The organism is Burkholderia sp. BCC0419 (genome assembly GCF_902830285.1).
GTDB lineage: Bacteria > Pseudomonadota > Gammaproteobacteria > Burkholderiales > Burkholderiaceae > Burkholderia.
The window spans coordinates 12,905-34,472 of sequence record NZ_CADESR010000006.1; the positions used below are offsets into that span (position 1 = coordinate 12,905).

16 protein-coding genes are annotated in these 21,568 nt (G+C 70.0%); 9 read left to right on the plus strand and 7 right to left on the minus strand.

Annotated features, from left to right (window positions below):
* Positions 1-31: 31 nt before the first annotated feature.
* Positions 32-1,303: an NAD(P)/FAD-dependent oxidoreductase gene (locus tag HWW87_RS25480; protein WP_175822616.1), complete on the minus strand. Its 1,272-nt coding sequence runs from the start codon at positions 1,301-1,303 to the stop codon at positions 32-34.
* Between the two features lie 220 nt (positions 1,304-1,523).
* Between HWW87_RS25480 and HWW87_RS25485 the strand changes: the two genes are divergently transcribed.
* The 7 genes from HWW87_RS25485 to HWW87_RS25515 all read left to right on the plus strand — a co-directional run bounded on the left by HWW87_RS25485 (position 1,524) and on the right by HWW87_RS25515 (position 9,772).
* Positions 1,524-1,796 (plus strand): UBP-type zinc finger domain-containing protein, encoded by a 273-nt coding sequence (locus HWW87_RS25485; RefSeq protein ID WP_174433151.1) that lies wholly within the window; start codon positions 1,524-1,526, stop codon positions 1,794-1,796.
* A 336-nt stretch (positions 1,797-2,132) separates the two neighbouring features.
* Entirely contained in the window at positions 2,133-3,413 is a 1,281-nt protein-coding gene (locus tag HWW87_RS25490; protein ID WP_175822617.1) for a cytochrome c, read from the plus strand.
* Positions 3,410-3,910, plus strand: a complete 501-nt coding sequence (locus HWW87_RS25495) for a (2Fe-2S)-binding protein (RefSeq protein ID WP_006498476.1) — start codon at positions 3,410-3,412, stop codon at positions 3,908-3,910. The genes HWW87_RS25490 and HWW87_RS25495 overlap by 4 nt, the downstream gene beginning before the upstream one ends.
* The gene (locus HWW87_RS25500; protein WP_175822618.1) at positions 3,910-6,171 is read left to right on the plus strand and encodes a molybdopterin cofactor-binding domain-containing protein; all 2,262 of its coding nucleotides are present in this window, start codon (positions 3,910-3,912) and stop codon (positions 6,169-6,171) included. The genes HWW87_RS25495 and HWW87_RS25500 overlap by 1 nt, the downstream gene beginning before the upstream one ends.
* A 91-nt stretch (positions 6,172-6,262) precedes the next feature.
* Positions 6,263-7,180 (plus strand): LysR family transcriptional regulator, encoded by a 918-nt coding sequence (locus tag HWW87_RS25505; RefSeq protein ID WP_175822619.1) that lies wholly within the window; start codon positions 6,263-6,265, stop codon positions 7,178-7,180.
* Between the two features lie 182 nt (positions 7,181-7,362).
* Positions 7,363-8,580, plus strand: coding sequence for an MFS transporter (locus HWW87_RS25510; RefSeq protein ID WP_175822620.1), 1,218 nt, complete (start codon positions 7,363-7,365; stop codon positions 8,578-8,580).
* Positions 8,581-8,659: 79 nt separating this feature from the next.
* Positions 8,660-9,772 (plus strand): alkene reductase, encoded by a 1,113-nt coding sequence (locus HWW87_RS25515; protein WP_175822621.1) that lies wholly within the window; start codon positions 8,660-8,662, stop codon positions 9,770-9,772.
* A 93-nt stretch (positions 9,773-9,865) separates the two neighbouring features.
* On the opposite strand, the gene HWW87_RS25520 is transcribed toward HWW87_RS25515, so the two are convergent.
* From HWW87_RS25520 to HWW87_RS25530, 3 genes are all read right to left on the minus strand, one after another.
* Positions 9,866-10,540, minus strand: coding sequence for a phosphohydrolase (locus HWW87_RS25520; protein ID WP_175822622.1), 675 nt, complete (start codon positions 10,538-10,540; stop codon positions 9,866-9,868).
* A gap of 93 nt (positions 10,541-10,633) precedes the next feature.
* Positions 10,634-12,487 carry an amidohydrolase gene (locus HWW87_RS25525; protein WP_175822623.1) on the minus strand — a complete coding sequence of 618 codons (1,854 nt, stop codon included), beginning with the start codon at positions 12,485-12,487 and terminating at the stop codon, positions 10,634-10,636.
* A 144-nt stretch (positions 12,488-12,631) separates the two neighbouring features.
* On the minus strand, positions 12,632-15,553 hold the full coding sequence (locus tag HWW87_RS25530; protein ID WP_175822624.1) for a winged helix-turn-helix domain-containing protein: 2,922 nt from the start codon (positions 15,551-15,553) through the stop codon (positions 12,632-12,634).
* Between the two features lie 398 nt (positions 15,554-15,951).
* Between HWW87_RS25530 and HWW87_RS25535 the strand changes: the two genes are divergently transcribed.
* A complete protein-coding gene (locus HWW87_RS25535; protein ID WP_175822625.1) occupies positions 15,952-16,872 on the plus strand; it encodes an AraC family transcriptional regulator in 921 nt (306 codons plus the stop codon).
* Positions 16,873-16,899: 27 nt separating this feature from the next.
* Here the strand turns inward: HWW87_RS25535 and HWW87_RS25540 are convergent, their stop codons facing one another.
* A complete protein-coding gene (locus HWW87_RS25540) occupies positions 16,900-17,946 on the minus strand; it encodes an MBL fold metallo-hydrolase (protein WP_175822626.1) in 1,047 nt (348 codons plus the stop codon).
* 217 nt (positions 17,947-18,163) lie between these two features.
* Here HWW87_RS25540 and HWW87_RS25545 point away from each other — a divergent pair, with 217 nt between their 5' ends.
* The gene (locus HWW87_RS25545) at positions 18,164-19,069 is read left to right on the plus strand and encodes a LysR family transcriptional regulator (protein WP_175822627.1); all 906 of its coding nucleotides are present in this window, start codon (positions 18,164-18,166) and stop codon (positions 19,067-19,069) included.
* A gap of 23 nt (positions 19,070-19,092) precedes the next feature.
* Here HWW87_RS25545 and HWW87_RS25550 read toward each other — a convergent pair whose 3' ends face one another.
* On the minus strand, positions 19,093-20,568 hold the full coding sequence (locus HWW87_RS25550; RefSeq protein WP_175822628.1) for an alginate export family protein: 1,476 nt from the start codon (positions 20,566-20,568) through the stop codon (positions 19,093-19,095).
* A gap of 14 nt (positions 20,569-20,582) precedes the next feature.
* Complete coding sequence (locus tag HWW87_RS25555) at positions 20,583-21,536, minus strand: glyoxalase (RefSeq protein WP_175822629.1); 954 nt, start codon at positions 21,534-21,536, stop codon at positions 20,583-20,585.
* Between the last annotated feature and the right edge of the window lie 32 nt (positions 21,537-21,568).

Sequence of the window (21,568 nt, forward strand, 5' to 3'; positions counted from 1 at the left end):
CGGGCGGGGCGAACCGCGCCCGCGCCCCGCGTCACGCAGCCGCGAGCCGGTGCGCGTCCTCGCCGAGAAACCGGTGCACGAAGGTCACGGCCATCGCGCCTTCGCCGACCGCCGACGCGACGCGCTTGACCGACCCCGATCGCACGTCGCCGGCCGCGAACGATCCCGGCACGCTGGTTTCCAGATGGTACGGCCGACGCTCGAGCGGCCACACGTGCTCGAACGCCGGGCAGTCGTACAGGTCGCCGCCGGTCACGAGATAGCCGCCCGGATTGCGGATGATGTCGGTGTCCTTCGCCCAGTCGGTGTTCGGTGCGCCGCCGATGCACACGAACAGGCGCGTGGCCGGCAGCCGTTCGCGCGTGCCGTCCGCCGAGCAAAGCTCGATCGCGTCGAGCCAGCCGTCGCCGTGCAGGGCGGCGACGCTGGACCGGTAGCGGACCTCGATGTTCGGCGTCCGCTCGATCCGGTCGATCAGGTAGCGCGACAGCGTGTCGGCGAGCGACGCGCCGCGCACGAGCATCGTCACCTGACGCGCATGCCGCGAGAAATTCATCGCGGCCTGGCCGGCCGAATTGCCGCCGCCGACGATGAAGACCTGCTCGCCCGCGCACATCGGCGCTTCGCTCGACCCGGCGCCGTAGAACAGCCCAGCGTTGAGAAACGCCGGTTCCTCCGGCAGCCCGAGACTGCGATATTCGATGCCGGTCGCGCAGATGTTCGCGCGCGCGACCAGGATCGACCCGTCGGCGAGTTCGACGCGGATCTTGCCGTCGACGAACGTCGCATGCACGCCCTCGCGCATCGTCAGCAGTTCGACGCCGAACTTCACCGCCTGCTCGCGCGCGCGTTCCGCGAGCTCCGCGCCCGGGATGCCGTCGGGAAACCCCATGTAGTTCTCGATCAGCGAACTCGTGCCGGCCTGCCCGCCTACCGCGCCGCGCTCGATCACGACCGCGCGCAGCCCTTCGGACGCCGCGTAGACCGCCGCCGACAATCCGGCCGGCCCCGCGCCGTAGATCGACACGTCGTATTCGACGAAACGCGGGCGCGCAATCCAGCCGAGCCGCGCGGCGATCTCGGCCAGGGTCGGCTGGTACAGGCGCGAACCGTCCGGAAAGATCACGACCGGCAGCCGGATGTCGCGCAGCGGCGCGATACCGAGCGCCTGCGCGCAGTCGGCGTCGGATGTCAGCTCGCACCAGTCGTACGCAATCATGCGCCGCTGCAGGAAATCGCGGATCGCGTACGCGTCCCGGCTGCGCGGCAGGCCGACGATCCGCACGTGTTGCGGTTGATCCATGAGCGCCTCCCGATGATGTCGATGTCGAATGCGGCCCGGCCGGTGCTGCGGCCGGACGCATCGCGACTGTACGCCGCCGACGCGCGCCGCGCGGGCCGCTTCATGACAATTAAGGTCCGACCGCGACGCAACGCTGCACAATGCCGCGTATCCGTCCCGCTTGCGGCCTCGCGCCGGCCCCGCCGCAAGCATCACCCCCGCGCCGGCATCGGAGCGCAAGATGGCCAACGCCTGTACGCATCTCGACGAAGCACGCGTGTTCGACACCGACAAGGACTACTGCGAGGAATGCGTCAAATCGGGCAGCCGCTGGGTGCATTTGCGGATGTGCCTGGTCTGCGGGCACGTCGGCTGCTGCGACTCGTCGCCGAATCGCCACGCGAGCCGGCATTTCCGCGAAACCGGCCACCGGCTCGTCCGCTCGATCGAGCCCGGCGAGCGCTGGATCTGGTGCTACGCGGACGAAGTCGTCGCCGGCGAGATTCCGTCGTGACGCGACGCGCGGGGCGGCCGCGACGGTGCGCGTCCGTCATCCGTCTGCGGCGCCGAACCCCGGCCGATCCGGCGCCGGACACCGTTCAGAACGTTTCAGCGCCGCTTCAGGCAATGATCGCGGCCGCTGCGTAGACTGCGTTCATGAGCTGCCGCGCAGGACCGCGCTTGCACTCGTTATCGACTGCTGGAGTGACAAAATGATCCCCGTCGCCAATCACCGCCGCGCGGCAAGACGGTCGCGGCCGCATCGGACGACCACGCACGGCCGACACGCATCGTCCGGTGTTGCCACGCATCGCATGACTTGCGGCGCACCGCGTCGCGTGGAGCGCGCATGAAGCACAAACGACTCTGGTTCGGCGCGGCCGGCATCGCGGTCGTCGGCATCGCGGTCGCGATCGGCATCATGGTGCGGCCGTCGATCGCGCCGATCGATCCGCCCGCTCCTGCTTCGTTCGATCCGCAACTGGTGCGCGCCGGCGCGCGCGTCGTCGCACTCGGCGACTGCATCGTGTGTCACACCGCGAAGGACGGCAAGCCGTTCGCGGGCGGGCTGCCGCTCGCGACGCCGTTCGGCACGATCTATGCGACCAACATCACGCCGGACGCCGAAACGGGCATCGGCCGCTGGTCGCGCGACGCATTCGCCCGTGCGCTGCGCACCGGTATCGGACGCAACGGGCAGCCGCTCTACCCGGCGTTTCCGTACATTCATTTCACGCGGATGTCGGACGACGACATCGCCGCCGCCTACGCGTACCTGATGACCCGCGAGCCGGTACACGCGACGTCGCCCGCCAACGACCTGATATTTCCGCTGAACTTCCGGCCGCTGGTGGCGTTCTGGAACGTGCTGTTCCTGCGCGAAGGCGCGTACCAAGCCGACCCCGCGCAGTCCGCGCAATGGAACCGCGGCAGGATGCTCGTCGACGGGCTCGGCCACTGCGCGTCGTGCCATTCGCCGCTGAACGCGATCGGCGGCGAGCAACGCGGCCGCGCGTTCGACGGCGGCATCGTCGACGGCTGGGAAGCGCCGCCGCTCAATACGCTCGCCGGTGCCGCGCGGCCATGGACGCAGGCGCAGCTCGTCACCTACCTGCGCACAGGCCGTGCGAGCGAGCACGGCGCGGCGGCCGGCCCGATGCTGCCGGTCACGCGAGACCTCGCGACAGTGCCGGTCGAGGACGTCGAAGCGATCGCCGCGTACATCCTGTCGATCCAGAAGCCGGCGAACGCGCGTGCGGCTGCGAATCCGGTCGAACGCGCCGCGACGACGCCGGCCGCGCAGCGCGGCGCGACGCTGTTCCAGGCGTCGTGCGCACAGTGCCACGGGCCGGCCGCGCCGATGCAGTCGATCGGCGAACGGCCGACGCTTTCGTTCAGCACGGCGGTCAATGCCGATACGCCGCGCAACGCGATCCAGATGATGTTCAACGGGATCGGCTGGCACGGCGAGGACACGCTGAACTACATGCCTTCATTCATCGACCAGTACGACGACGCGCAGATCGCCGATCTCGCCGCGTACGTGCGCGAGACCTATACCGATCGTCCCGCCTGGTCGGGCGTCGACGCGATGGCCGCGAAGCTCAGAAAAGAGGACACCGTACGATGATCACCCTCACCGTCAACGGCGTGCGGCACACGCTGGACATCGATCCGTCCACGCCGCTGCTGTACGCGCTGCGCAACGACCTGCACCTGCATGGCGCGAAGTTCGGCTGCGGCCTCGGACAATGCGGCGCCTGCACCGTGATCGTCGACGGCAAGCCGACCTTCTCGTGCCTGATGCCGGTGGCCGCGGTCGGCGCGCGCAGCGTGCGCACCATCGAGAGCCTCGGCACCGCCGAGCATCCGGGCCCGCTGCAACGCGCGTTCATCGAGCATCAGGCGGCGCAGTGCGGCTACTGCATCGCCGGGATGATCATGCGCGCGCAGGCGCTGCTCGAACGCAACCCGAAGCCGACCGAACAGGAACTGCGCACGCACATGGAACCGAACCTGTGCCGTTGCGGCACGCACATGCGGATTCTCGCGGCGGTGCGCTCGGTCGCGGGGCTGCCGGCCCCCGAACCCGCTTCCGCTCCCGTCACGATCAGCAAGGGGCTGTGATGAATTCCCACGACGACATCGACGAAGGCCGCCGGCACTTCATCGTCTCCGGCGCGCTGTTCGTCGCGTTCAGTCTCGCGCCTGCGTCGCGCGCGGCCGCGCAGCTGGTGATCGCCGACGAAGGCGCGGCCGTGCACGTGGCGAAAGCCACGCAGACGCTGGCCGGCAGCCTGAAGACCAATCCGCTGCTCGATGCATGGGTCAAGATCGCGCCCGACGGCAAGGTCACCGTGTTCACCGGCAAGGTCGAGCTCGGCACCGGTGTGCGCACCGCGCTGCTGCAGGTGGCCGCCGAGGAACTCGACATGAAGCCGTCGCTGATCACGTTCCTGACCGCCGACACCGGCGCGTCGCCGGACGAAGGGCTGACCGCCGGCAGCCATACGATGGCGGACAGCGGCTCCGCACTGCTGAACGCGACCGCGCAGGTGCGCGCGCTGCTGGTGGAAGGCGCGGCGAAACGCTTCGGCGTCGACCCGCGCACGCTGACGACCGCCGACGCGGTGATCACGGCGCCCGACGGCCGCACGATGACCTACGGCGACGCGATCCGCACGGTCGACCTGCACCGCAATGCGGCGCCCACGTCGCCGCTGAAGAACCCGGCCACGTTCGCCGTGATCGGCACGTCGCTGCCGCGCGTCGACATCCCGAACAAGGTCACGGGCGGCGTCAGCTACGTGCAGGACATGCAGCTGCCCGGCATGCTGCACGCGCGCGTCGTGATGCCGCCGGTGTACGACGCGAAGCTGCTGTCGTTCGACGAAGCCGCGATCCTGAAGCTGCCGGGCGTCGTGCGGATCGTGCGCAACGGCAGCATGCTCGCGGTGGTCGCGCAGGGCGAGTGGCAAGCGGTGGTCGCGCAGCGCGCGCTCGCGGCCGGCTGCCGCTGGTCGCCGGGCCGCAAGCTGCCCGAGCGCAGCACCGTGCACGCGGACCTGAAGCGGATCTCGACGCAGCGCATCGAGATCGCGAACACGCATGCGGCCACCGCGCCGGCCACGAAGACGCTGAACGCGACGTTCCTGAAGAATTACCTGCTGCACGGGTCGATCGGACCGTCGTGTTCGGTTGCGCATCTCGAGAACGGGACGATGACGGTGTGGACCCACTCGCAGGGCGTCTACCCGCTGCGCGACGCGCTCGCCGAGATGCTGTCGATGCCGAAGACGAGCGTGCGCTGCATTCACACCGAAGGGTCGGGCTGCTACGGACACAACGCGGCGGACGACGCGGCCGCGCACGCGGCGCTGATCGCGGCCGCGATGCCCGGCAAGCCGATTCGCGTGCAATGGATGCGCGAACAGGAACACACGTGGGATCACTTCACGCCGGCGATGGTGACCGAGGTCAGCGCATCGCTCGATGCGAGCGGCCGCATCGTCGACTGGAACTATGCGCTGTGGAGCAGCTCGCACAACGAGCGGATCGTCAACGCCGGCCGGCTGCTGCCCGCGCGCATGCTGGAGCCGCCGTTCGTGCCCGCACCGTCGACGCCGATGCTGCAGCCCGAGGGCGGCGGCGACCGCAACGCGATCCCGCTGTATGCGCTGCCGAACCAGCACATCGTCAACAACTTCTCGCCGACGATGCCGCTGCAGACGTCCGCGATGCGCTCGCTCGGCGCGCACACCAACGTCTGGGCGATCGAAAGCTTCATGGACGAGCTCGCGCATGCGGCCGGCATCGATCCGGTCGAATTCCGGCTGCGTCACATGGAAGACCATCGCGCGCGCCAGGTGATCAAGCTCGCCGCGACGCACTTCGGCTGGCCGCGGTCGCCGCGTGCGCGCAACCGCGGCGTGGGCTTTGCGTTCGGCAAGTACAAGAACCTGATGGCCTACGTCGCGATCGCGGTCGAGGTGTCGGTCGTGCCGGAAACCGGCCAGGTGACGCTCGAACACGCGGAAGCCGCCGTCGACGCGGGCCAGATCGTGTCGCCGGACGGGATCCGCAACCAGATCGAGGGCGGCATCGTGCAGGCCGCGAGCTGGACGCTGTACGAGGCGCTGAAGTACGACACCGAGCGGATTCGCAGCTTCGACTGGAGCAGCTACCCGATCCTGCGCTTCTCGGCCGTGCCGCAGAACGTGAAGGTCCATCTGGTCAATCGCCCCGGCGCGCCGTTTCTCGGCGCGGCCGAGGCGTCGATGGGCCCGACCGCCGGCGCGCTGGCCAACGCGATCTTCGACGCGACCGGCCAGCGCATGCGCGAAATGCCGTTTGCCGGCGACGCGCTGAGAAAGCGCATCGACGCTTAGCGGTTCGCCCGGCGGGCGATACCCGATATTGGACAAGACAGCGCCGATACGTACCGGCGCGGCGAGCCGACAGGCTGGAGAACTTCCGACGATGGATACCTTGCTTTCGATGCGCGTGTTCACGCGCATCGTCGAAACCGGCAGCTTCACGCGTGCATCCGACACGACCGGCCTCACCACGCCGCGCGTGTCCGCGCTGCTGAGCGCACTCGAGCAGCATCTCGGCTGCCGGCTGCTGAATCGCACCACGCGCCGGATCTCGCTGACCGAGGACGGTCAGGCCTACTACGAACGTTCCGTCGCGGTGCTGCGCGAGATCGACGACATGGAGGCGTCGGTGTCGCAGGCCCGCAACGTGCCGCGCGGCCGGCTGAAGGTGAACCTGCCGCCGGCAATGGCGAAGCAGGTCGTGGTGCCCGCGCTGCCGGCGTTTCTCGACGCCCATCCGGGCATCATGATCGAACTCGGCGTGACCGACCGGCAGATCGACCTCGTCGGCGAAGGCGTCGACTGCGTGGTGCGCATCGGCGCGCTCGACGATTCGGGGATGATCGCGCGGCGGATCGGCAGCCTGACCACCTGCACCTGCGGCTCGCCCGCGTATTTGGCGCGGTGCGGCGAGCCCGCGACCGTCGACGATCTCGCGCAGCACCTGGCGGTCAGCCACATCTCGGCCGACACCGGGCGGCCGCGCGTGTGGGACTACGTCGTCGACGGCGAGCCGCGCATCGTGCAGATGTGCGGCACGGTGGCCGTCAACGACGCGGACAACTACATCGAGTGCGGCGTCGCCGGCATCGGCCTGATCAAGACGTCGCTGTACCTCGTCGAGCCGTACCTGAAGTCGGGCCGGCTGCGCGAGGTACTGACCGGTTTCAACGCGCCGCCCAAGCCGATCTCGGTGCTGTATCCGCCCAATCGCCACATCCCGGTCAAGCTGAAGGTGTTCGTCGACTGGCTCGCGGGCCTGTTCGAACAGATTCCGACGCTGCAGGGCAAGCGCGGCTGAACCCCACACGGCGCGGCACCTTTGCGTGCCGCGCAACGCTCGATTGCGCGGCGTCTCGCTTCCGGCTTTATCGATTGATCAATAGTATTGGCGGCAATGCGATGCACCGTAGCGCGGCCGGGCGAGTTCAATGCCGGCGCGACGCTTCGGTGTCCGGCCTTTCTCTTTTCCAGGAGTCGACCATGTCAACGGATTCAACACCGCTCGCGCCGCCCGCGCACGGCGTCAAACTCACGCAGGGGCTGATCCTGCTGTTCGCCTTCAGCTGCGGCGCGATCGTCGCGAACCTGTACTACGCGCAGCCGATCACCGAGCTCATCGCGCCGGGCCTGCACATGTCCGGCAACACGGCGAGCCTGATCGTGTCGCTGACGCAGATCGGCTACGCGCTCGGCCTGTTCTTCATCGTGCCGCTCGGTGACCTGCTCGAAAACCGCAAGCTGATGATCGTGACGGCCGTCGTGTCGATCGCGAGCCTCGCGGCGGCGGCGCTCGTGCGCACGCCCGGGCTCTTTCTCGCGATTTCGCTGCTGATCGGCTTCAGCTCGGTGGCCGTGCAGATCCTCGTGCCGCTCGCCGCGCACCTCGCGCCGGACCATTCGCGCGGCCGGGTGGTCGGCACGATCATGAGCGGGCTGCTGCTCGGCATCCTGCTGGCGCGGCCGCTGTCGAGCGTCGTGGCCGACGCGTTCGGCTGGCGCTTCGTGTTCGCGGCGGCGGCCGTGCTGATGACGCTCGTCACGGTCGTGCTCGCGTTGACGATTCCGTCGCGCCAGCCCGATCACCGCGCGACCTATTTCGAACTGATCGGCTCGCTGCTGCACCTCGTTCGCACGATGCCGGTCCTGCGCCACCGCGCGCTCTACCAGGGCCTGATGTTCGCGTCGTTCAGCCTGTTCTGGACCGCCGTGCCCGTCGAGCTGACCCGTCACTACGGGTTGTCGCAATCGGCGATCGGCCTGTTCGCGCTGGTCGGCGCGATCGGCGCGACGTCGGCGCCGGTGGCCGGGCGCCTCGCGGACGCCGGCCATACGGTGCGCGCGACGCTGATCGCGCTCGTCGCCGGCGCGCTGGCGTATGCGGTCGGGTTCGTGCACGGCACCGGCCTGTACGGGCTCGTCGTCACCGGCATCGTGCTCGACTTCGCGGTGCAGATGAACATGGTGCTCGGCCAGCGCGAGATCTACGCGTTGCATGCGGCCAGCCGCAACCGGCTGAACGCGCTGTACATGACGAGCATCTTCGTCGGCGGCGCCGTCGGCTCTGCGCTCGCGAGCCCGCTGTACGCGCATGGCGGCTGGCCGCTCGTCGCGGCGGTGGCCGGCGCATTCCCGATCGTCGCGCTCGCGCACTACCTGCTCGTCGGGCGGCCGCACGCGCAACGTCACGCCGCGGGTTGACCCGCCGCCCCTTCGTCAAACCGATCCGTTCGCGGGGCGCGTCGTTGCCCCGCCCTTCTTCAAAGGAAAGGAGTCCATCATGTCTTCCCTGCTCAGTGCCTACGATCTGCGCGGCCTCGCGCTGCCGAACCGCGTCGTGATGGGGCCGATGACGCGCTCGCGCGCGCCGTTGCGCGGCCTGCCCACCGAACTGATGGCCGAGTACTACGCGCAGCGCGCGTCGGCCGGCCTGATCGTGACCGAAGCTACCAACGTCAGCCGAGCCTCCGCGGCATTCGAGCTAACGCCGGGGCTGGTCGACGATGCCCAGGCCGCCGGCTGGAAGATCGTCACCGATGCCGTCCACGCGAACGGCGGGCGCATCTTCGCGCAGCTGTGGCATGGCGGCCGCGTCAGCTCGCTGACGCTGCTCGGCGGCGCCGCGCCGCTGTCGCCGTCCGGCGTGAACGACGACCTCGAACAGTTGCAGGTGTGGGCGCAGCTGCAGAACGGCTACTACACGAAGATTCACGCGACGCCGTCGCGCGCGATGACGACCGATGAAGTCGTCGCGACCGTCGACGAATTCCGGCAGGCGGCCGCGCGCGCGATGGCCGCGGGCTTCGACGGCGTCGAGATCCACGCCGCCAACGGCTACCTGCCGCACCAGTTCCTGTCGTCGACGCTGAACCGCCGCGACGATCGCTACGGCGGCTCGGTCGCGAACCGCGCGCGCTTTCTCGAGGAAATCGTCGATGCGGTGGGCGGCGTGATGCCGTTGAGCCGCGTCGGCGTGCGCATCTCGCCGTACGCGAAATACAACAACGTGCGCGACGCCGATCCGGACGCGACACTCGCGTACGTCGGCCGGATGCTCGACGCAGCGGGCGTCGCCTATCTGCACGCGGCCGATACCAACGGCTGGAGCGGCGAACCCGATCTGCCGCGCATCGTCGATCACGCGCGCCGGTCGTTCCACGGCACGCTGATCGTCAACGGCGGCATCTCACCCGATGCGGCGAACGCGCTGATCGACGCGGGCGACGCCGATCTGGTCGCGTTTGCGCGCGCGTATATCGCGAACCCGGATCTCGTCGAGCGCATCGCGGCCCGCGCGCCGCTCGCGGAACCGAAGGCCGCCGGCTGGTACGGCGGCGACCGCGCCGGCTACGTCGACTATGCGCGGCACGACGCGGCGCAATCGCACGCGTGACCCACGCATGCGGCGTGCAAGGTTCGCGTGCCGGGCTCGGTGTCGCGACGCAGCCGGTCGTACGTCCGGCTGCCGCACGCCGGACCGGCGCCGTCACGTGTCGTTCCACCGCGCGCCCAGCACGCGCCCGCAGAAATTCGGCCGATGAAAATCCGGATCCGCGCGTTCGAGCACGTCCGCGCTCCACGTGCCGAACGTCGACTGCGGCCGATGCGCGACGCCGCGCGCGACCATGTCGAGAAACGCTTCGCTAAAACCGCTGCCGCGCGGGTAAGTCGCGAGCAGCGCCGTGCGCTCGTCGGCGGTATAGGCGTCGAAGTCGGTCGCCATCAGGTCCGTCGACACCGCACCTGCCAACGCGCGCGCGAGCGGCGACGCGCGGGCGGCCACCGCCGGCGTCGTATGCAGTGCGATCGCATGCCACACGTCGTCGCGCATGCGCCGCGACCGGCGATGCCGCAGCAGCAACGCATGCGCGGCATCCGCCCCGTCGAGCTCGTAGCGTTCGGTCGAACGGCAGTACGCCGGGCTCAACCCCATGTTCGCGTACATCGCGGCGACGTACAGTGCGTCGGCGTCGCACGCGTCGCCTGCACGCCGCGCGGCGAGCGACGCGAACACGAACACGCGCGCCGCATGATCGGCGAGCGCGGCGGGCAACGACGCGCGGGCCGCGTCGGCTGCCTCGACCGCAACGGGCGTGCGCGGAATGCGAACGCCGGCCACTTCGTCGCCGGTGGCCGATGTGCGCGGGTGCGCAACATTCATTCTGTCTCCTTCATGCCCCGTAGCCGGGGCGGAAAATCGTTCAATGCCCGGCGGCGCCCGACGTGCAGCGCGGCGCGCACCGGCACGCACCGCTCAAAACGCGACGCAGCAACGGCCGAAGGCTTCGCAGCGTTCGGCGGCCGCACTTGCGGTCGGATAGCGCGGCCGCGCGAAGCGGCGTCCGTGACCGCGCGCACGGCACGCATCGATGCTCGCCGCGTCGGCGCCCGCCGCATCGTCGACGCCACCTGCGGCGACCGGCGACCATGCGGGGCTGACGGGCGGCGGCGGCGGCGCAAGCGGCGCGAATTCCTGTTCCGCGTGCACGACCTTGCCGTCGACGACCGTCAGCACCGACGACAACGCCGGGATGCGCCGCGCGTCGACCGTGAAGTAGTCGTCGCTCAGCACCGCGAAATCGGCGTACCGGCCGGGCACCAGCGCGCCCTTGCGATGCTCGTCCGCGGAGAACCACGCGCTGCCGACCGTGTAGCGGCGCAGCGCCTCCATCCGGCCGAGCCGGTTGCGCGCCGGATACAGCGCGGTGCCGCCGACGGAGCGCCCCGACACCATCCAGTACAGCGCGACGAACGGGTTGTAGCTCGCCGCGCCCGTCGCACCGGAACCCGCGCCGACCGGTAGCCCGGCCGCGAGCATCGCGCGGATCGGCGGCGCGCGCGTGGCCGCCGTCGCACCATGGCGCGCGATGAAGGCTTCGCCCTGGAACGCCATGCGCGGCTGCACGGTGATGCCGCCGCCCAGCGCCGCGACCCGCGCGATATTGGCATCCGAAATCGTCTCGCAGCGGTCGAAGCACCAGCGCAGCCCGCCGAACGGCGTGTCGCGATCCACCGCTTCGAACACGTCGAGGAAGCGGCCGATCGATTCGTCGTAGGTCGCATGCAACCGGAACGGCCAGCGGTGGTGCACGAGCAGCCGGACGATGGCCGCCAGTTCCGCCTCGATCGACGCGGGCAGGTCGACGCGCGGTTCGAGAAAATTCCCGAGATCGACCGCCGAGCACAGCAGCCGCGCGCCCGCGCCGCTCGCGCGCAGGAACGCGTCGCCGTCGCCGGGCGCCGTCAGCTCGATCCATTTCGCGAAGTCGTCGAGCTCCCGGCCGGCGTGCCGCGCGCCCAGCGCATAGGCGATGCGCGTCGTCAATTCGCCGCGCCGCGCGAGCGTCGCGACCGCCGCATAGTCGTCCGGATATGCGAGGCCGTCGCCGCCGGCGTCGATCGCGCTCGTCACGCCGACGCGGTTCAGCGCGCGCATGAACTGCCGCGTCGAGTTGACCCGGTCGGCCGCATCGAGCATCGGCGCGCGTGCGAGCGCCGCGAACAGCACCGCCGGGTCCGCTCGCGCGAGCAGCAGCCCGGTCGGCCGCCCATGGCGGTCGCGCCGCAGTTCGCCGCCGGGCGGATCGGGCGTGTCGCGCCCGTAGCCGAGCGCGCGCAGCGCGGCCGCATTCAGCCACGCGCAGTCGCCCAGATGCTGGATGAATACCGGCGTGTCGGGCGCGATCTCGTTGAGTTCGGCCGCCGTCGGGCCGCGCTTTTCCGCGAACTGCAGCGCGGTCCAGCCGCCCGCCACGCGCGCCCAGTGCGGCGCGGGCGTTCGTCGCACTTGCCGGCGCAGCAGGTCGAGCGCGTCGGCCAGCGACGGCACGCCGTCCCAGCGCACCTCGAGGTTGAAATTCATTCCGCCGCGGATCGCCTGCAGGTGCGCGTCGATCAGGCCCGGAATCACGGTGCGGCCGTTCAGGTCGATGCAGGTCGTGCCGTCGTGCGCATGGCGCAGCACGTCGCGATCGTCGCCGGTCGCGACGATGGTCCCGTCCTTCACGGCGAGCGCACGGACGAACGAGCGCTGTTCGTCCTGGGTCGCGATCTTGCCGTTGAACACGACGAGGTCCGCCGAACGCGCGGGTTCCGTCGCTCTAAGCACCGTCGGGCCTCCCGTGCGCGCCTGCGCGCGACGCCGCGCGGCGCGCCCTGCGTCTCGCCGCTGCCTGGAAAGCGGCCGCGCCGCGCGCATCGGCACGCAGGCTGCGATCGCGCGGCCGCGCGGCTGCACCCGACGCGCGCATCGTTATGCCGCCTGCTGCGCCGCGTCGGCGGCATCGCGTCGCGTGCGCGTCAGGCATGGCGCGAGCGGCGCATCCTGACGAACGAAGTTCTGCACGCGCAGCAAGCGGCGCACGTCGTGCGCGCGCGAATGCGGATCGAAGTGCCGCGCGACCCCGGCGACCAGCGCCGACGCTTGCGCGGTGTGCCCGCGCTCGATCAGGTGATCGGCGAGATCGAGCGAGCCGCGCAGCGCCCACATCGCGGCGCCCTGCGCGTTCGCGGTCTGGATCGCCATCTGCAGATGACGATGTCCGTCCGCCTCGTACGCGACGGCGAGATCCGCGCCGACGGTGCGCGCCTGCTCGAGCATCGCGACGCCTCTTACGCGCAGCAGTTCGGGGACGAACAGGTGCTCGCCGTGCGCGCGGCAGCGGGCGAGCGTCGCATCGAGCCGGGTGCACGCTTCATCCGCGCGGCCGGTCCGCACGAGGCCTTCCGCGTACGCGACGGTCAACGGCGCGAGCACGCGCCGGAATCCGCTCGCCTCGACGCGCCGCAGCGCCGGTTCGAGCCGGGCGAGGCCGGCGCCGGGATGGCCGGCCTGGATGTCGAACTGGCCGGTCAGGCATTCCGCGTGACTGCGCCAGATGTCGAAACCGTGCGCGTCGGCGGTCGCGCGCAGCGTCGCGAGATAGTCGGAGGTGATGTCGTGATCGCCGTAGCGCAGCGCGATCGGCACGGCGGCCGCACCGAGCACGATGCACAGCGTGAGCGGCGACGGGCTGCGATGCGCATGCTCGACCGCTTGCGCGGCGACGCGCATCGCGTGCTCGGGCTCGCCTTGCATCCACAGAAGACGAATCAGCATCGTGCGCCCGAGCGTCGCCATGTCGACGCCCAGCGCGGCCTGCGCGCACGGCGGCTCGCCCGCGTCGGCGAGCTCGGCCGTCGCCGCTTCCAGCCGCTCGCGCGCCTGCGCGTGCTCGCCGAAGTAATGCAGCGACGTCGCGACCATCGTGTTCGCCAGCAACCGCTGCGAGCGGTCGCCGCGCCGCTCGGCCGCCCGCTCGAAGCGCGTCGCGTAGCGCAGCGATTCGTGAATGTCCGACAGCGTCAGCATCGTGTTCCACAGCCCGACCAGCGCGCGCGCGTCGAACGCATCGTCGCCGATGTGCGTGGCGAGACCGAGCGTGCGGTCCCACATCGCGGCCGCGGCCAGTGCGTCGCCGTCGGTATGCAGCAGCGCCGACGCGCAGGCCGCCCGCAGCCGCATCTCGCGCGCGGCGTCGACCGGGCCCGCGGCGCCGGTGTCGAGTTCATCGAGCACCTCGCGCGCACGCGCCGTGCATGCGCGCATCCGCGACGGCTCCAGCAGCGCGCGCGCCAGCCGGTCGGGCTCGGGCACGCCTGCAGCCTCGGCGGCGTCCGCCGGTTCGTCCACGGCCGGCGCGGGCGCATCGGCGGGCGGCGCGTCGGCAAGCGCCGCGGGCGCCACGAGACGCACGGGCGCACGCTCGCGCTCGTACTCCGCGTGGCGCGCGACGATGCGCTCGAACTCGCCTTCGTTGTGCAGTTTTTCGAGCGCGTACGCGCGCGTCGATTCGGTCAGCCGGTAGCGCGCATACGCACCATGAAACTCGACGGTCACCAGCGATTTCGCCACCAGCTCGCCGAGCACCGCGATCATGTCCGCGGCCGACGTGCCCGGCTCGGTGGCGACCGCGTACGCGGCGTCGAACGAAAACGGCCCGATGAAGCACCCCATCCGTCGAAACAGCGCGCGCGCGGGCCGATCGAGCAGCACGTAGCTCCAGTCGAACGTCGCTCGCAGCGTCTGATGACGCGGCAGCGCCGAGCGCAGCCCGCCCGTCAGCAGGTTCAGCCGGTCGTCGAGGCGCGATGCGACGACCGCGAGCCCGAGCGTCGCCACGCGCGCCGCGGCCAGCTCGATCGCGAGCGGCAGCCCGTCCAGGCGCCGGCAGATGTCGCCGATCAGCCGCACGCCGGCTTCGTCGATCGCGCAATCCGGCGCGGCCGCGCGCACGCGCTCCAGGAACAGCTCGACGGCCGAACAGCGGACGATTTCGTCGACGGACGCGTTGCCGTCCGGCACAGCGAGCGGGCTCATGCGCAGCACCGCTTCGGCCGAGATGTGCAGCGGCTCGCGGCTCGTCACGAGCACGCGCAGCGAGCCGGCGCTCGACGTCAGCGTTTCGACGAGGCTCGCCACCAGATCGACGATGTGCTCCGCGTTGTCGAGCACGAGCAGGCAGCGCGACGTCGCGAACGCGTCGCCGATGCGCTCGATGGCCGGCACGCCCTGCGTATCGAGGCCGAGCTCGGTGGCGAGTGCGATCAGCATGTCGTCGCGCGTCGACGCGCGCGCCAGCTCCACGAACAGCACGCGCTCGAGCGAACGGCTGCGCACGCCGTGCGCGACGCGCACGGCAAGACTCGTCTTGCCGATGCCGCCCGCGCCGACGAGCGTGACGACCGGCGTGCGTTCGAGCATGTCGACGATCTGCGCGAGTTCGGCGTCGCGCCCGACGAGCGGCGCGAGCAGCGACGACACGGAGGCATCGGGCGGTGCGTCGACGGCCGGCGGTGGCTCGACGGCCGGCGCCTCGGCCGCGGACACGAGGTCCGGGCCGGACGACGCGCTCGCCACCAGCAGGTAGCCGCGGCCGGGCACCGTCTTGATCAGATCGCGGCTCGCGCCGAGCGCCTTGCGCAGCGTCGCCACATGCACCTGAAGCCGGTTTTCCTCGACGATCAGGCCCGGCCAGACCGCATCCATGATGTCGTCTTTCGACACGACCGACCCGCTCGCGCGGTGCAGGACTTCGAGAATGTCGAGCGCGCGCGCGCCGATGCGCAGCGACGCGCCGTGACGGCGAATGTCGCGTTGCTCGAAATCCACCGACAAAGTTCCGATCTGGATCATGGCCGCCTCCGGTCCCTCGGGATGACTGCCGGATGAACGCGGCAGTTCACCCGGCAGGAAGTCCACGTCCGGCGCACCGTTGCACCGGACGGAAAATATCGAATTCCGGACCGAGTGTAGACGGACAGTCGCAGAAAATCTTGAAGGAAAATGCGCTGCCCGCGCATTCCGGGCGAACGCGACCGGCACGATCACTTGCGTGTAAAAGTGGGGCGCTATACTCTGCCGGGCCGCTCGCGCAGGCGTTGCGCCGGGACACGCAGTCACCGCACGCACGCATTGAAAGCAATTTGTCAGGATGACGAGCGGACGTTTATGCAAATTCATTTTGAACGTTCGCGTGCGCATCTAAACTGGACTCGTCGTTTCACGCTCCGAGTCCCTCGCTGGGGAATTCCATGTCAGACTCCGTCATCGCCGCGCCGGTGGCATCGCCTCCACGGCGGCCGAAAGACACGCTCGGCTGCGTGTCGAGCCTGCTGGCGAAGGATGTCGAAACGACATCCGGCGGCCTGAAGCTGCACCGCAAATGCATGCGCGAAGCGCACGTCGAACGCATCGAGATGCCCGCGTGCGATCGCGGCTTCCTGGTCGGCGTGTCGCTGAACGGCGGCCACCGCCGCACGCTCTATGGGCGCGCCGGCGCGAGCGAGCGCCGGTTCCAGCATCACTCGATCTACATTCGCGACTTCTCGCGCCATTTCCACGCGGACCTGTACGGCAACTTCGACTTCGTGCTGGTCGAGCTGCCGCATGCGTATCTCGAACGCGTCGGCCCCGAGCACGGCGGCCAGGCGATCGGCGGCCTCACGTGCCGCCCCGACGTACGCGATCCGGTCCTCGGCCATCTCGCGCACGCGGTAGCCGACAGTCTCGACGCGGGCGGCCCGCTGAACGCGCTGTTCATCGAGCAGATCGGGCTCGCGATGGGCACGCATCTGGTGCGCCGCTACGGCAACGCGCGCACGCGCGAACTCGAGCGCAAGGGCGTGCTGTCTCCCGCGAAGGTGGCGCTCGCCCAGGAACTGTTGATGGAAAAGGCGGACCTCGGCGTATCGATCGAGGAAGTGGCGAACGAATGCGATCTGTCGCGCGGTTATTTCATCCGCGCGTTCTCGCGCACCACCGGCCGCACGCCGCACCAGTGGCTGCTCGAACAGCGCGTGATGCGCGCGCGCGACCTGATCGAGACGTCCGACATGACGCTGGCCGACATCGCGGTCGCGTGCGGCTTCGCCGACCAGAGCCATCTGAACCGCGTCTTCGCGCGGATCGTCGGTCATCCGCCCGGCGCGTGGCGGCGCGCACGGTCGCGCTGATCGGCGGCAGGGGCGCACGCCGGGCCGTCACCGCACCGGCGTCGCGTCATAGTTCACCGGCACCCAGTCGTATTGCGCGCCGTCCCGGCGCAAGTGGCCGAGCCCGGGAAACGCGATATGCGCGGCACCGACGAGATAGCGTCGATCGGCGACGCGCTTCAGCGTGTCCCGCCGCGTGCGGCGGGCGGTGCCGGCATCGCTGTCGTACTGCACCGTCGCGTTCACGTCGCGCAACTGGATCGCCGCCACGTGCACGATGTCGCCCCACGCGAGCAGGCCCGCATGGCCGCTCTCGATCAGATAGGCCGTATGGCCCGGCGTATGGCCGGGCATCGGCACTGCGCGAATGCCGGGCGCGAGCGTCGCTTCGCCGCGAAACGTCTTGAAGCGGCCGGCCGCGACGTAAGGCGCAACCGCCGCGGCGGCCGCATCGAAGAACGACGCAAGGAACGCCGGCGCTTGCGCCTTGTTGGCGGGATCGAGCCAATACGCGGCCTCGACGGCGTTCACCCGCACGACGGCATTCGGAAACGTCATCGCGCCGTTCGACGCAATGCCGCCGACATGGTCCTTGTGCAGGTGCGTGAGCAGCACTTCGTCGATCTGCCCGGGTGCGTAGCCGGCCGCGCGCAGGTCGTCGAGCAGCTTGCCGCAGCAGTCGCCGTACAGCGTGCCGGCACCCGCATCGACGAGAATCCGCTTCGATCCGGTATCGACCAGGAATGCGTTGATCGACCCTTGCACCGGCGGCTCCAGGAACGCGCGGTCGAGGTCGCGCCGGATCTCGTCCTTCGAGATGTCGCGAAACACCGTGTCGACCGGAAACGGATGGGTGCCGTCGGACAGCGCGATCACCGTGAAGTCGCCGATCTTCTGTCGATAGAAGCCGGGGGGCTGCTGGCCCGCGGCAGGGGCTGGCGCCGTGGATTGCGCTTCGGGCTGCGCATTGGCGTGGGCGTCGGGCTGCACGCCGGCCTGCGCAAACGCCGCGGGCGCCAACAGGCCCGCGCACCCGGCCACGATCAGCAAACGGGCCGCATGCGCAACGCACGCGTGCCGGGACATGTTCTTCATTAGTTCTCCGTGATGAACCGTGCGCGCGCCCGGCCACGAACGGAACGGCCCGCGCGACACGCGATGTCACCCAGCGTATCGGGCGCCGCGGCGAAAATCCTGCGCGGCGCCTGAATTGTCCTGAAGACCCGGCACGCGCGCGCGGCCGCCGCGCCGGCCGGCGCTAGAATGCGAACCGCATGCAACGCGACGTTGCGACACGCATCGAGGCAACCCCATGGACAAATTCTCCGCGCTGCGCGCATTCGTCGAAGTAGCGGAAGCCGGCGGTTTCTCGAGCGCGGGACGCCGGCTCGATCTCGCCGCTTCGTCGGTCGTGCGCGCGGTGGACGCGCTCGAGGCGTCGCTCGGCACCGTGCTGCTGAACCGCACGACGCGGCAGGTCACGCTGTCCGACGCGGGCGCCGTCTACTATGCACGGGCGAAACGCGTGCTCGGGGAGCTCGCCGATGCCGACGCGCTGGTGGCCGACCGCGGCGACGAGCCGTCCGGCCCGCTGCGCGTGTCGGTCCCGGTCGCCTACGGGCTGCGCCGCATCGCGCCGCACGTCGCCGCGTTCGTCGCGCGCCATCCGAAGCTCGATCTCGACCTGCAGCTCACCGACGAACGCGTCGATCTCGTGTCCGCCCGGATCGACGTCGCGATCCGGCTCGGCGACGCAGCCCCGACCGCGGAAGTCGTCGCGCGGCCGCTCGGCACGTTCCGGCGCTACGTGGTCGCGAGCCGCGCTTACCTCGACGCGCACGGCACGCCCGCGACCCCGGGCGAGCTGGTCGATCACGCGTGCCTGCGCTTTCATTTCGGCGTCGACCAGCAGGCGTGGACGTTCGCCGGCGCGCAACGCACGACGCAGGTCGTCGTCACCGGGCGGCTGAAATCGAATCACAGCGAGGTGCTGCGCGAGGCCGCGCTCGACGGCGCCGGCATCGCGCTGCTGCCCGACTGGCTGGTCGACGCGGACATCGAAGCGGGCCGCCTGCAGCGGCTGTTCGACCCGTACGACGTGACGCCGGGCTCGGCGCGCGCGGTGATCACCGCGCTGTACCTGCCGAACCAGCGCGGCTCGAAACGCGTGACCGCGTTCATCGATTTCGTCGAATCGCTCGCCCGCGCGCAGCCCTGAAACGTGCGGCGCGGGGCGACGCGTCACCAGCCGAACTTCGCTTCCATCCCGACATAGTCGGCATTGCGCGCGCCGAGTGCGCGAATCGACGAGCCGAGCTGGAAGTGCACGGCTTCGAGCGCGAGCGCGAGGTTCGCGTTCACGAGCCAGTCGACGCGCGCCTGCGCGTACATCCCCGTCCACGCGCTACCCTTGCCCGCCGTGCCCGGCACTGCCGACATCCCCTGCCCATAGATCGAGTCGGCCGTGGTCTGGCGCCACTGGAAGCCAAGCGCGGTCAGTACCGTCACGGTGCTGGTCGGCTTGAACGTCAGCGACGGCTTCACGTGGATCAAGTTGCTGTACCCGGTATAACCGGCGAGCGTGAAGTAATAGCCGTTCGGAAACATCGGGTTGAACGTGCCGACGCGCCGGTCGCCCGGATGCGCGTCGCCCGACGCACCGTCGACCTGGATGCCGATGCGCGGCGTGCCGGGCGTCTTCGCGAACGTGTAGCCGCCCAGCGCGCCGAACGCCCATGCGCCGACCGTGTCCTGCCCGACGTGGCCGGTCTGCAGCATCCCCTCGACGTCCCAGTCGAACCCGTCGGCCTTGCCCGCGTAACGCATGTCGAACACGTCGCGCCGTTCGGTGCCGGACGCATCCGGATAGCGCGCGTTGTCGCGCGTATAGCGCGACCAGTACGCGGACAGATCGCCGGGCCCCGTGCCGGTGCGCTCGACGCGCACGCCGTCGAATCGCAGGTGCCGGTTCGACACGTCGTCGAACACGGCCGCATTGCGATACTGCACCGGGCGCGTCACATAGCCGATCAAGCGCCATTTGCCGATTTCGTAATCGGTCCACAGTCCATCGTATGCCTGCCGCACGTTCGGGCCGTCGCGCACCGACACGAAACGCTGCAAGTCGAACGCCATCTCCTGCCGGCCGATCCGCGTCTTGAACGTGCCGGGCCCCAGTTGATCGACGTACGCGACGAACGCCTGCTCGAGGTCGAGCTGATCCTTGTCGACCGGGCCGACCGTGTCCTTGCCGAACGGCCGCGCATCGACGAACTGCACGAACGCCTGGAAGTGCCCGCGATAGCGCAGGTCCGCATGCACGTTCGCGCGCTGGATCACGTAATTGTCGTCATGCGCGGCGCCGAGGCCGAACAGCGGCGCGTTGTTCAGTTCGAAGCGCTCGCGCAGGTTCGCGCCGAGCGACAGGTAGGTCGACGGATCGTCGCCGAGCGGTATGTATTTCAGCGCGTCGAACGGCTTGCGCGGCACGCACGGATTCGCGAGCACCGACCAGTCTTCCTGCCAGCGGTTGAACGACACCGTCGGGCGTTTCGCGGTGCACGACGCCGTGGCGGCGGCAGCCGGCGACGCGGCCGCGCCGGCCGACGCTACATTGGCATCGGCAGCGGCATCGGCGCCGACGGCCGACCCCGCATGCAACGCGGCGCCGCCCGCCAGCACGACGCACGGCAGCGCGCCGCGCCACGATCGCTTCATCGGCCGGCGCACCGTCATTTCGACCGCGCGTGGATTTCGGCGACGTAGCCGCCCGGGAACTGCACGAGCGCCGCGTCGCGGCCGTCCGACTTGAACGGCGGCACGAGCACGGTCACGCCCGCGGCTTCGGCCTGCTTCAGCGTCGCGGCGAGATCGGCCACTTCGTAGCCGGTCATCTCGCGCCCGAACGGGTAGGGCAGCTGGCCGTCCGTCGCGAGCACGGTCATCTTGCCGAAGCCCGACTCGATGCGAATGCGGCGGTAGGTATCGTTCGGCCGGCCGATCTCGATGCCCGGCGCATGGCGCACGTCGGACACGATCTTGCCGTGCGAGAACGCGACGAAGTTGCGCGCCAGCTTGCTCGCGCTTTCCGGCGACACGTAGACGCGGTTCTCCGGCACCGTCTGCAGCGCGTCGTAGTTCGGCGCCTGCGTATGCCAGTACAGCTGCATGTTCACGCCGCCCGGCCAGCGGACGATCGCATCCCGGCCGATCGGGTCGGGGAACGTCGTCACGACGATGTCCGCGCCATGCGCGCGCGCCGACTTCACCGCGACGTCCATGTCGGTGACGAGATAGCCGGTGCGCTCCTCGCAGAACGGATACGGGATCGGCGTCTTGAAACCGAACACCGAGATCGTGCCGACCGGCGTCAGCACGAGCTGCGACATCGTCTGGCTCGGCGTCGGCGTGACCTGGAACACGCCCTGCTTCGACTTCTTGCCGCCGAACGTCGCGACGAAGCTGTCGGTGAAGCGGTCGAAGTCTTCGGGTGCGACGCACACGTGGGTCGTGTCGTATTGCGGGCCGACCGCGATCGCAGGGAAGCGCGCCGCGGCGGCCGGCGACGCGATGTCGTCGAGGTGGGTTTCGTCGGCGAGTGCCGGCGCGCCGACCAGCAGCGCGGCGAGCACGGCCGACGATGCGGCGGTGATGCGCAGCAGGTTGCGCAGGTTCAATGAACTCATTGGTTTTCTCCTTGATGGTGACGCGCGCGGCC

Bases quoted from the DNA above. Each gene is read 5' to 3' on its own strand.
- HWW87_RS25480 (WP_175822616.1), bottom strand. From the start codon at position 1,303: ATGGATCAACCGCAACACGTGCGGATCGTCGGCCTGCCGCGCAGCCGG.
- HWW87_RS25485 (WP_174433151.1), top strand. From the start codon at position 1,524: ATGGCCAACGCCTGTACGCATCTCGACGAAGCACGCGTGTTCGACACC.
- HWW87_RS25490 (WP_175822617.1), top strand. From the start codon at position 2,133: ATGAAGCACAAACGACTCTGGTTCGGCGCGGCCGGCATCGCGGTCGTC.
- HWW87_RS25495 (WP_006498476.1), top strand. From the start codon at position 3,410: ATGATCACCCTCACCGTCAACGGCGTGCGGCACACGCTGGACATCGAT.
- HWW87_RS25500 (WP_175822618.1), top strand. From the start codon at position 3,910: ATGAATTCCCACGACGACATCGACGAAGGCCGCCGGCACTTCATCGTC.
- HWW87_RS25505 (WP_175822619.1), top strand. From the start codon at position 6,263: ATGGATACCTTGCTTTCGATGCGCGTGTTCACGCGCATCGTCGAAACC.
- HWW87_RS25510 (WP_175822620.1), top strand. From the start codon at position 7,363: ATGTCAACGGATTCAACACCGCTCGCGCCGCCCGCGCACGGCGTCAAA.
- HWW87_RS25515 (WP_175822621.1), top strand. From the start codon at position 8,660: ATGTCTTCCCTGCTCAGTGCCTACGATCTGCGCGGCCTCGCGCTGCCG.
- HWW87_RS25520 (WP_175822622.1), bottom strand. From the start codon at position 10,540: ATGAATGTTGCGCACCCGCGCACATCGGCCACCGGCGACGAAGTGGCC.
- HWW87_RS25530 (WP_175822624.1), bottom strand. From the start codon at position 15,553: ATGATCCAGATCGGAACTTTGTCGGTGGATTTCGAGCAACGCGACATT.
- HWW87_RS25535 (WP_175822625.1), top strand. From the start codon at position 15,952: ATGTCAGACTCCGTCATCGCCGCGCCGGTGGCATCGCCTCCACGGCGG.
- HWW87_RS25540 (WP_175822626.1), bottom strand. From the start codon at position 17,946: ATGAAGAACATGTCCCGGCACGCGTGCGTTGCGCATGCGGCCCGTTTG.
- HWW87_RS25545 (WP_175822627.1), top strand. From the start codon at position 18,164: ATGGACAAATTCTCCGCGCTGCGCGCATTCGTCGAAGTAGCGGAAGCC.
- HWW87_RS25550 (WP_175822628.1), bottom strand. From the start codon at position 20,568: ATGAAGCGATCGTGGCGCGGCGCGCTGCCGTGCGTCGTGCTGGCGGGC.
- HWW87_RS25555 (WP_175822629.1), bottom strand. From the start codon at position 21,536: ATGAGTTCATTGAACCTGCGCAACCTGCTGCGCATCACCGCCGCATCG.